The organism is Hydrogenophaga bisanensis, from assembly GCF_042665135.1.
Lineage (GTDB): Bacteria > Pseudomonadota > Gammaproteobacteria > Burkholderiales > Burkholderiaceae_C > Hydrogenophaga > Hydrogenophaga bisanensis.
This window is the reverse complement of sequence record NZ_JBHTBX010000014.1, coordinates 73,167-81,778: the sequence shown is the minus strand read 5'-3', so window position 1 is coordinate 81,778 and position 8,612 is coordinate 73,167. Positions and strand designations below refer to the sequence as shown.

Here is an 8,612-nt window from a genome sequence, read left to right as displayed (position 1 = left end):
AGCGGCCGGCTCGAACCAACTCGACCATCTGCTGGCGGAACTCCGCCGGGTAGGGCGGTCGTACTTTGGACATTGGTGACTCCTTGAACACAAAGCATGATGTGTCCACGGAACCGGGTCAACTCCAGACCGTTCTTTTAAGGCCGTTTGCCTAACCACCCTGATCAGGAGATACCCATGCTGGGCCAGATGCAGAGCCAACCGCTGCTCATTTCGAATCTCATCGTTCACGCCGACCGCCACCACCACAGCACGGAAATCGTCTCGCGGCGGGTGGAGGGCGACATCCACCGCACGACCTGGGGTCAGGTGGCCCGCCGTGCGCGCCAGGTGGCCAATGCGCTGGACAGCCTGCACCTGGGCTTCGGCGAGCGCGTGGGCACCCTGGCCTGGAACGGCTACCGTCACCTGGAGCTGTACTTTGGCGTCAGCGGCTCGGGGCGCGTGCTGCACACCTTGAATCCGCGTCTGCACCCCGAGCAGCTGGTCTGGATCGTCAACCACGCCGACGACCGCGCGCTGTGCTTTGACATGACTTTCCTGCCGCTGGTGCAGGCGGTCTGGAGCAAATGCCCGGGTGTCAAGCACTGGGTGGCGCTGTGCGACGCCGACAAGCTGCCGGCCGACAGTGGCATCCCCAATCTGCTGAGCTACGAGGCCTGGATCGGTGGTCAGGACGACACCTACACCTGGCCCGAGTTCGACGAGAACTGCGCGTCGAGCATGTGCTACACCAGCGGCACCACCGGCAATCCCAAGGGCGCCGTGTATTCGCACCGTTCCACGCTGCTGCACGCCTACGGCGCGGCGCTGCCCGATGCTTTGGGTTGCTCGGCACGCGATTCCATCCTGCCGGTGGTGCCCATGTTCCACGTCAATGCCTGGGGCCTGCCGTACTCGGCCGCCGCCGTGGGCTGCAAGCTGGTCTTTCCCGGCCCGGCGCTGGATGGCAAGTCGGTCTACGAACTGATCGAGGGCGAGAAGGTGACGATGGCCGCCGGTGTGCCCACCGTGTGGCAGATGCTGCTGGGCCACATGCAGCAGAACGGTCTGAAGTTCAGCACCCTCACCCGAACCGTGATTGGAGGCTCGGCCTGCCCACCGGCCATGATCAACGCCTTCAACGACCAGTACGGGGTCGAGGTGCTGCACGCCTGGGGCATGACCGAGATGAGCCCGCTGGGCACGGTCTGCACGCTCAAGAACGCGCAGGTGGCGATGCCGGCCGACGAGAAGCTGAAGGTGCGCCTCAAGCAGGGCCGCAGCGTGTTCGGCGTCGACATGAAGATTGTCAACGAGGACGGTGTGGAACAACCGTGGGACGGCAAGGCCTACGGCGACCTGCTGGTGCGCGGCCCGTGGATCATCGCCAGCTACTTCAAGGGCGAGGGCGGTGACCCGCTCAAGTACGACGCGGCCGGCCGCGGCTGGTTCCCCACGGGTGATGTGGCCACCATCGACGCCGACGGTTTCATGCAGATCACCGACCGCAGCAAGGACGTCATCAAGTCCGGCGGTGAGTGGATCAGCTCGATCGACGTCGAGAACATTGCGATGGCCCACCCTGCGGTGGCCATGGCGGCCTGCATCGGCATGAGGCACCCCAAGTGGGACGAGCGGCCCATCGTGGTGGTGGTCAAGAAGCCCGGCACCGAGGTCTCGCGCGACGAGTTGCTCGCCTTCTACGAGGGCAAGATCGCCAAATGGCAGATCCCGGACGATGTGGTGTTTGTCGATGCCATTCCGCTGGGTGCCACCGGCAAGATGCAGAAGATGACCCTGCGTCAACAACTGGCGGACTACAAGCTGCCCGGTCTGTGACGAGCTGATGGCCATGCGCCAGTGGCGGCGGCGGGATGCTTTGCTGGGGGTGCTGGCGGCTTCCTGCGCCAGCCCCTGGGTCCGTGCGCAGCCCCCGCGCAGCGCTGGAGTGGTGCGCATGGCCTTCATCGACCCGCTGTCCGGCCCTGCGTCCGACATCGGTCGCAACAGCCTGCGCAGCTGGCAGTTCATGGCGCGGGAACTCGGTCGCCTCCATGGCGGGCCCCCCATCCGGGTGGCCGGCTTTGACAACAAGGCGTCGCCGCAGGAAAGCGTCAACGCCCTGAAGGCGGCGATCGACCAGGGGTTCCGCTACATCATCCAGGGCAATGGATCGGGTGTCGCGGCTGCCTTGTCCGAGGCCATCACCCGTCACAACACCCGTTTTCCTGACAAGGCCGTCATCCTCATCAACTACGCGGCGATGGACCCGGCGCTGACCGCCGAGAAATGCAGCTACTGGCATTTCCGGATCGACGCGGACACGTCCATGAAGATGCGGGCGCTGACCCGCCACCTGGGCCGACAGCCTGACTTGACGCGCGTGTGGCTGCTCAACCAGAACTATGCCCACGGGCAGCAGTTTGCCCTGTATTTCCGGCAGGACATCCAGCAGGAGGCCCCGGCCGTTCAGGTGGTGGGCGATGAGTTGCATCCCGCGTTTTCGCTGGAGGATTTCAGCGCTTATGTGGGCCGGATCAAGGCATCGGATGCCCAAGCGGTGGTGACCGGCAACTGGGGGGTCGACTTTCGCCGCCTGGTGCAATCGATGCAGGCCCACAAGCTCTGGATTCCGGTCTATTCCTACTACCCCTCGCTGCCGGGCACACCGGCCCTGCTGGCCACATCGGGTGAGCGGCTGCCCGTGTATCAGGTGGCCACCAACCACACGCGGCAGGAAGGCGAGATCAGTGAACTGGCGCTGCGGTTCCGGCGCGAATATGGCGAGGACTTCGTGGTCTACGCGGCCTACGACGGCATCATGATGCTGCAGCATGCCTTCCGTCATGTGGGTTCAAGCGATCCGGTCCAGGTGGCCGCCCGGCTCAGTGGCGCGATCTTCCGCGGGTTCAATGGTCCGGTGTCGATGCGCGCGGACGACCATCAGCTGCAGAAAGGCGTGTACATCTCCCGTTGGCAGAAGTTGGAGGGTCCGCGCGAGCACACCGCCGAGGGCACGGGACACGCCTTTGTGCCGGTGGATTTCATGCCGGCCAGCGAGATTGCCCGCGACCCCACGTGCCAGATGCTTCGCCCCTGAGCGCGGCTAGCCTGCTATTGTTGTGTGAGCGCACAGTCACCTGTGCGATAGGGGCTAGGGCAATCCCTGAGTTCAAGCTTACAGGCAGCGGGTACGCTGGGGTTTTCGCCCACCCTGGAGACTATTCATGCGCTTTGCACTCAAAACCATCGCTGTCGCATCCCTGGCCCTGAGCCTGTCTTCTGCCTTCGCCCAGAAGGGCGAGACGGTCAAGATCGCCCTGATCGATCCGCAGACCGGATTGATGGGGCCTCTGGGGCTCAACCAGATGCGAAGCTGGCAGTACTTTGCTGACAAGTTCACTGCCAGCAACCCGGCCGGTGTGAAGTTCGAGATCGTGGCTTTCGACAACAAGCTCAGCCCGGCCGAGAGTCTGAATGCCTTCAAGGCGGCGCTGGACCAAGGCGTGCGTTACATCGCCCAGGGCAATGGCTCATCGGTGGCGGGTGCGCTGATCGAGGCCGTCAACAAGCACAACGAACGCAACCCCGGCAAGGAGGTGGTGTTCCTGAACTACGCCGCGGTGGACCCTGACTTCACCAACAGCAAGTGCAGCTACTGGCACTTCCGCTTTGACGCCGACACGTCCATGAAGATGGAGGCGCTGACCACCTACATGAAGGACCAGAAGGACGTCCAGAAGGTCTACCTGCTGAACCAGAACTACTCGCACGGCCAGCAGGTGGCCAAGTTCGCCAAGGAGAACCTGGCCCGCAAGCGCCCCGACGTGAAGATCGTGGGCGAGGACCTGCACCCGCTGGCCCAGGTGCGTGACTTTGCGCCCTACATTGCCAAGATCAAGGCTTCGGGCGCCGACACCGTGATCACCGGCAACTGGGGTTCGGATCTGGCCCTGCTGATCAAGGCGGCCAACGAGGGCGGCTATACCGGCAAGTTCTACACCTACTACACCGGCGTGACGGGGACCCCGACGGCTCTGGGCACGGGTGGCGAGGGCCGCGTCTTCCAGGTGGCCTATTCCCACTACAACATGGGTGGCCAGATGGGTCAGTGGATGGCCGAGTTCAAGACCAAGTACAAGGACGACATGTTCACCGGCGCGATTCCGTCGGCCTTCAACGTGCTGTCCACCGCCATGGCCAAAGTCAAGTCGACCGATCCTGTGAAGGTGGCCGCCGCCATGGAGGGCCTGAAGGTCAACAACTACAACGGCGAAGTCGAGATGCGCAAGACCGATCACCAGCTGCAGCAGCCGCTGTACCTGACGGTCTGGCAGAAGGCTGACCAGAAGTATCCCTACAGCCCTGAAAACACCGGCATGACGCTGGCGCCGGTCAAGGAGTTCCCGTCCTTCGTGGCCAGCACCCCGACCAGCTGCCAGATGAAGCGTCCTGGCTGACCGGTTCGCGTCGCCAGCTGCCGGACGGTCCATGTCGCCGTCCCGGCAGGCGGGTAACCTCGGCGGTTGCCCGACTTCCCTTGAAAGTCATTGGTGCGGGTCAGCAATGTGCTGACCCGCCGGTTCACTGCGCAAAGGCCGGATCCCATGTCCCTGGAGTTCGTCATCATCTCCATGCTCAACGGCGTCAGCTACGGGCTGCTGCTGTTCATGCTGAGTTCGGGGCTGACCCTCATCTTCAGCATGATGGGCGTGCTCAATTTCGCTCACGCCAGCTTCTACATGGTGGGTGCCTACATCGGCTACACCATGACCGATCTGGTCGGATTCTGGCCGGCCCTGGTGATCGCACCGCTGATGGTTGGCGCACTCGGTGCCCTGTTTGAGCGCGCCAGCCTGCGCAAGGTGCACAAGTTCGGCCATGTGCCGGAGTTGCTGGTCACCTTCGGCCTGTCCTACATCGTGCTGGAACTCGTGCAGCTGATCTGGGGGCGAACAGCGGTGGACTTTCCTCCACCGGAGGTCCTGCGCGGACCGGCGTTCACGCTGGTGCATCACGCCAACGACAGTCTGAGCATGGTCTGGGGCGCGGCCGGCCAGGCGGTCTGCAGCGCTGAAGGCGTCATCTGCTCGCCCTTTCCGGCCACACGTGGGTTCATGATGCTGGTGGCGGTGCTGATGCTGGTGTCGCTATGGCTGTTGCTGACACGCACCCGCATCGGTCTGGTGATCCAGGCAGCGCTGACGCACCCCGAAATGGTGGAGAGCCTGGGACACAACGTGCCACGGGTGTTCATGCTGGTCTTCGGTGCCGGTACAGCGCTTGCCGGGCTGGCGGGCGTCATCGGGGGCAGTACCTTCGTGACCGAGCCGGCCATGGCCGCCACGGTGGGTTCGGTCATCTTCGTGGTGGTGGTGGTCGGTGGCATGGGCTCACTCTCCGGCGCCTTCCTGGCCTCCCTGCTCATCGGTGTGATCCAGACCTTTGCCGTGGGCATCGACTACTCGTTCATCAGCTTCGTGCAGCAACTGGGCATCGAGCCCAGCGCCGCGATGCTCGAGAACTCGGTGCTCAAGCTGACCCTGTCCCAAGTGGCGCCCATCCTGCCGTACCTGTTCCTGGTGCTGATCCTGATCTTCCGGCCCAAGGGGCTGCTGGGCACCCGCGAAGGCTGATGAACATGTCCAAGACCCATTACGAATTCAAACCCTGGAACGTCGGCCGCTGGATCATCTGGTCGCTGTTCGCCCTGGTGCTGCTGGTGGCGCCCAAGCTGTTCACCAGCAGCCTGTCGGTGACCATGCTCACCCAGATGGGCATCGCCATCATTGCCTGCCTGTCCTACAACATCCTGCTGGGGCAGGGCGGCATGCTCAGCTTCGGCCATGCGGTGTACACCGGTCTGGGCTCCTACATGGCGATCCATGCCCTCAACGCGGTGTCCAGTGGCTCGATGCCGATTCCCGTCAGCCTCATTCCGCTGGTGGGTGGCGTCGCCGGGCTGTTCTTCGCCATCCTGTTCGGTTACGTCACGACCAAGAAAGCTGGCACACCGTTTGCCATGATCACGCTGGGCATGGCCGAGCTGGTGTTCGCGATGTCGCTGATGTTCTCCGAGTTCTTCGGCGGTGAGGCGGGCGTGTCGGGCAACCGGGTCGCGGGTGATCCCTTCATGGGCATCACCTTCGGTCCGCCCATCCAGGTGTATTACCTGATCGCCATCTACACCTTCGTGTGTGTGGCACTGATGTACGCCTTCACCCGCACACCCCTGGGCCGCATCCTCAACGCGGTTCGCGACAACCCGGAGCGGGTGGAGTTCATCGGCTACAACACGCAGATCGTTCGCTACCTGGCCTTCATGATCGCCGGCTTCTTTGCCGGAATCTCGGGCGGGCTGGCCGCGATCAACTTCGAGATCGTCACGGCCGAGGTGGTCGGCGCAGCCCGTTCGGGTGGCTACCTGCTGTTCACCTTCCTGGGTGGTGCCACCTTCTTCTTCGGACCGATCATCGGTGGCGTGCTGATGGTGCTGGCGTCGGTGCTGCTGTCCGAGTTGACCAAGGCCTGGCTGTTGTACCTGGGCCTGATCTTCCTGTTCATGGTGATGTACGCCCCCGGGGGCATCGCCAGCCTGATCATGATGAACCTGCGCGTGGCGTCCTTCGGCCGGCTGCGCGAGATCTGGGTGTCCTACCTGGCGCTGGGCGTGACCGCTCTCGTCATTCTGTTGGGGGCAGGCGCCATGGTCGAGATGATCTACCACCTCAAGCTGGACGCCGCCATGGGTGACACGGTCCGGTATCTGGGCATGGAGCTCAATGCCAAAGCCGCCAGCAGCTGGTTCGGTGCCGTCTTCGTCACGCTCACCGGACTGGGCATCTTTGAATTGGCCCGGCGTGAGTACTCACGCCAGTGGGCGGCCATCCAGACCGACATCGAGAAAGAAATCAAGCGCCGGGAGACGCAATGAGCAGCGCCGCATCCACCGCAGAGACCGACCGTTTCGAGCAGTCCATGACCCACGTCCACGCCGGGGGCTACGCCCTGGAGCTGCGTGACCTGCGCAAGAGCTTCGGCAAGACCGAGATCATCCGTGGCGCCAACCTGGCGGTTCGGGCCGGCGAACGGGTCGCCATCATCGGCCCCAACGGCGCCGGCAAGTCCACGCTGTTCAACCTCATCTCGGGGCGGTTTGCGCCGACCAGTGGCGAGGTGCTGCTCAACGGTACCCGCATCGACGGCAAGAAGCCCTTCGAGATCAACCGCCTGGGCCTCTCGCGCAGCTTCCAGATCACCAACATCTTTCCCAAGCTCAGCGTCTTCGAGAACCTGCGCTGTGGGGTCCTCTGGAGCCTGGGTTACCGCTACACGCTGTTCCGCTTCCTGGCCGATCTGGACGACGCCAACAACCGTGCGGAAGAGCTCATGCACATGATCCGGCTGGAGAAGAAGCGCGATACCCTGGCCATGAACCTGACCTATGCCGAGCAGCGGGCGCTGGAGATCGGCATCACCATCGCGGGTGGGGCCAATGTGATCCTGCTGGACGAGCCGACGGCCGGCATGAGCAAGAGCGAGACCAGCCGCTTCATCGACCTTATCCGCGAGGTGACGGTTGGCAAGACGCTGCTGACGGTGGAGCATGACATGGGCGTCGTGTTCGGTCTGGCCGACAAGATTGCCGTCGTGGTCTATGGCGAAGTGATTGCCTTCGACACCCCCGAGGCCGTACGGGCCAATCCGAAGGTGCAGGAGGCCTACCTGGGATCGGTGCTGGCCGATGAGCAGGCCGCAGCGGTCGGACATTGAAGGAGGCCACATGCTGAAGATCGAAAACCTCCACGCCTATTACGGCAAAAGCCATGTCCTTCATGGTGTGAGCATGGGTGTCGGTGAGGGTGAAATCGTGGCCCTGCTGGGGCGCAACGGTTCTGGCCGGTCGACCACCGCCAAGGCCATCATGGGCCTGGTTGAGTGTGACGGCACCATCGAATGGAAGGGGCAACCTGTCCGCGGCAAGAAGCCGTTCGAGATTGCGCACCTGGGCATTGGTTACGTGCCCGAGAACCGCGACATCTTCCCCAAGCTCACGGTGCACCAGAACCTGCTGTTGGGCCAGAAGGGCAAAGGCAAGGGTGCGCGCTGGAGCTTCGAGGACATGTACGCCATGTTTCCGCGTCTGAAGGAGCGTGAGCACACCGAGGCAGGCGTGCTCTCTGGTGGCGAGCAGCAGATGCTGACCCTGTGCCGCACCCTCATGGGCGACCCCGATCTGATCATCATTGACGAGCCGACCGAGGGCCTGGCGCCCAAGATCGTGGAGCTGGTGGGCGAGTATCTGCAGAAGCTCAAGGCCCGCGGGATTTCGGTGCTGCTGATCGAGCAGAAGCTGACCATCGCCATGAACATTTCGGATCGGGCGCTGGTCATGGGCCATGGCAGCATCGTGTTTGAAGGTACGCCGGATACCCTGCGCGCCGACCCCTACACCCGCAAGGAATGGCTGGAGGTCTGAACGCCCCCCGCGCCGCCTTCGGCGTCACCCCCCACTGGGGGGCGGTGCCTGTGGCCTGGCAGAGCCAGTTCCACGGCACCTCTGACCCTGCCCGTGCGCCGATGACTCTCATGCGACAAGTGGCCCTTGCCGCATCGCACAAGTTTTCTAA

7 protein-coding genes are annotated in these 8,612 nt (G+C 63.6%); all 7 read left to right on the top strand.

What is annotated here, in order from left to right; all coding sequences use genetic code 11:
• Positions 1 to 177: 177 nt before the first annotated feature.
• The 7 genes from ACFQNJ_RS16925 (at position 178) to ACFQNJ_RS16895 (ending at position 8,461) form a co-directional block, all read left to right on the top strand.
• The gene (locus ACFQNJ_RS16925; RefSeq protein ID WP_382259655.1) at positions 178 to 1,821 is read left to right on the top strand and encodes a 3-(methylthio)propionyl-CoA ligase; all 1,644 of its coding nucleotides are present in this window, start codon (positions 178 to 180) and stop codon (positions 1,819 to 1,821) included.
• Between the two features lie 7 nt (positions 1,822 to 1,828).
• Complete coding sequence (locus tag ACFQNJ_RS16920; protein ID WP_382259653.1) at positions 1,829 to 3,082, top strand: ABC transporter substrate-binding protein; 1,254 nt, start codon at positions 1,829 to 1,831, stop codon at positions 3,080 to 3,082.
• A gap of 127 nt (positions 3,083 to 3,209) precedes the next feature.
• Complete coding sequence (locus ACFQNJ_RS16915) at positions 3,210 to 4,442, top strand: branched-chain amino acid ABC transporter substrate-binding protein (RefSeq protein ID WP_374641462.1); 1,233 nt, start codon at positions 3,210 to 3,212, stop codon at positions 4,440 to 4,442.
• A gap of 147 nt (positions 4,443 to 4,589) precedes the next feature.
• Positions 4,590 to 5,618, top strand: coding sequence for a branched-chain amino acid ABC transporter permease (locus ACFQNJ_RS16910; protein WP_382259651.1), 1,029 nt, complete (start codon positions 4,590 to 4,592; stop codon positions 5,616 to 5,618).
• Between the two features lie 5 nt (positions 5,619 to 5,623).
• Entirely contained in the window at positions 5,624 to 6,916 is a 1,293-nt protein-coding gene (locus tag ACFQNJ_RS16905; protein ID WP_374641466.1) for a branched-chain amino acid ABC transporter permease, read from the top strand.
• A gap of 44 nt (positions 6,917 to 6,960) precedes the next feature.
• Positions 6,961 to 7,755 carry an ABC transporter ATP-binding protein gene (locus ACFQNJ_RS16900; protein ID WP_382259663.1) on the top strand — a complete coding sequence of 265 codons (795 nt, stop codon included), beginning with the start codon at positions 6,961 to 6,963 and terminating at the stop codon, positions 7,753 to 7,755.
• A 10-nt stretch (positions 7,756 to 7,765) separates the two neighbouring features.
• The gene (locus ACFQNJ_RS16895; protein WP_382259648.1) at positions 7,766 to 8,461 is read left to right on the top strand and encodes an ABC transporter ATP-binding protein; all 696 of its coding nucleotides are present in this window, start codon (positions 7,766 to 7,768) and stop codon (positions 8,459 to 8,461) included.
• Positions 8,462 to 8,612: the final 151 nt, after the last annotated feature.

What these genes read in the sequence shown, in the direction of transcription:
- ACFQNJ_RS16920 (WP_382259653.1), top strand. Translation starts at nt 1,829, where the DNA reads ATGGCCATGCGCCAGTGGCGGCGGCGGGATGCTTTGCTGGGGGTGCTG.
- ACFQNJ_RS16895 (WP_382259648.1), top strand. Translation starts at nt 7,766, where the DNA reads ATGCTGAAGATCGAAAACCTCCACGCCTATTACGGCAAAAGCCATGTC.
- ACFQNJ_RS16910 (WP_382259651.1), top strand. Translation starts at nt 4,590, where the DNA reads ATGTCCCTGGAGTTCGTCATCATCTCCATGCTCAACGGCGTCAGCTAC.
- ACFQNJ_RS16900 (WP_382259663.1), top strand. Translation starts at nt 6,961, where the DNA reads ATGACCCACGTCCACGCCGGGGGCTACGCCCTGGAGCTGCGTGACCTG.
- ACFQNJ_RS16905 (WP_374641466.1), top strand. Translation starts at nt 5,624, where the DNA reads ATGTCCAAGACCCATTACGAATTCAAACCCTGGAACGTCGGCCGCTGG.
- ACFQNJ_RS16915 (WP_374641462.1), top strand. Translation starts at nt 3,210, where the DNA reads ATGCGCTTTGCACTCAAAACCATCGCTGTCGCATCCCTGGCCCTGAGC.
- ACFQNJ_RS16925 (WP_382259655.1), top strand. Translation starts at nt 178, where the DNA reads ATGCTGGGCCAGATGCAGAGCCAACCGCTGCTCATTTCGAATCTCATC.